General features: G+C 45.1%; 2 rRNA genes. Both read right to left on the bottom strand.

Features of this window, described 5'->3' with window-relative positions:
* A 23S ribosomal RNA gene (locus tag MO387_RS20800) occupies positions 1 to 96 on the bottom strand; the annotation flags it as partial.
* A gap of 418 nt (positions 97 to 514) precedes the next feature.
* Positions 515 to 617 (bottom strand): 16S ribosomal RNA (locus MO387_RS20795); the annotation flags it as partial.

Raw genomic sequence — 617 nt, 5'->3', positions numbered from 1 at the left:
CTTGTTACTAGCTCGCCAACGCTTTTCGCAAGTTACTACGTCCTTCATCGCCTCTGACTGCCAAGGCATCCACCGTATACGCTTAGTCGCTTAACCATACAACCCAAATGAGTTTCACTCATCTGAGCCGCATTGCGACCAGCTTGGTTTTACTTGTCTCACTTCTGACCAAAGAAGTGGACGCGCCTTAGACGTGTATTATCTTCTTTCGAAAACAACACACTTTTGAATATTCAAGACACTTAATAAAGTGTTTGAGAACTCATGATGCAAACGTTTCCACGTTTACATCGGTTTGTAAGTAACATGACGACAGACATCATCACGTTACATACTATCAGCTTTCCAAATTGTTAAAGAACAATGCGTACCGGCTCGCGGCGCATTCAGCTCTGACTTCTCCTAAGAGAAGATAAACAAGCAATCTGTGTGAACACTCAAAAGGTACACGGATGTACCGAATGTCGAAAATGCAGGAGCATTTTTCGACCAAACATTAAGTTAGTCGTATAGGTAAGGAGGTGATCCAGCCCCAGGTTCCCCTAGGGCTACCTTGTTACGACTTCACCCCAGTCATGAACCACAAAGTGGTGAGCGCCCCCCCGAAGGTTAAGCTA

It is taken from the genome of Shewanella sp. N2AIL (assembly GCF_022690845.1).
Lineage (GTDB): Bacteria > Pseudomonadota > Gammaproteobacteria > Enterobacterales > Shewanellaceae > Shewanella > Shewanella baltica.
Note: the sequence above shows the minus strand (reverse complement) of the source record. Positions and strands in the feature narration are given on the sequence as shown.